1 protein-coding gene is annotated in these 535 nt (G+C 68.0%); it reads right to left on the bottom strand.

Annotated elements, in window-relative coordinates; all coding sequences use genetic code 11:
- Positions 1–25: 25 nt before the first annotated feature.
- A partial coding sequence (locus tag CKO25_RS20795) for a hypothetical protein (RefSeq protein ID WP_200389844.1) occupies positions 26–535 on the bottom strand: 510 nt, incomplete at its 5' end.

Below are 535 nucleotides of genomic sequence, written 5' to 3' on the forward strand. Positions count from 1 at the left end.
GCAGGCGTCGACGTTGCAGGGCCCTTCAGCTGGCGTTGCGGCGCGTGCGGCGGACCTCGTCGACGGGCTCGGCGACGCCAGCTCTATGGCTGGAGGCTCCCATGCGGCCTTGGCGGTAGCGGCGGCGCGCGCTTGGATAGCTGGGAGTCGCCAGACACGGCTTCATCGCGTCCAGCTCGAACAACATGAAGTGCGGCGTGATGGCATGCAGGCGCCGCAGACGGCTGGCGACGTGCTGCTGTTTGGTCCGAATCTGTATCGGGCAAGCCAGCGGCAGCGAGCTCCGCGGCGAGGAGATCAGGCACCAGCCGAGCTCGTCGTCATAGGCCAACAAACAGGCCACCTGGGCCGCGGTGTTTTCACTGGTGTCTTGTCCCACGGTCGCGAAGACGTTGACCGGCGTCGCGAAGCGTGCGCGCCGCACGATGCCCAGCAAGATCCGGCCTTCGTCTTCCAGGCGCACGATGCGGGCCACCTCGCCAATGGCCGGGCGCATGAAGCCCTCGTCGCCGATCCCGTAGACCGCGAGCGCACC

The sequence above is a fragment of the Thiocapsa imhoffii genome (assembly GCF_016583985.1).
GTDB lineage: Bacteria > Pseudomonadota > Gammaproteobacteria > Chromatiales > Chromatiaceae > Thiocapsa > Thiocapsa imhoffii.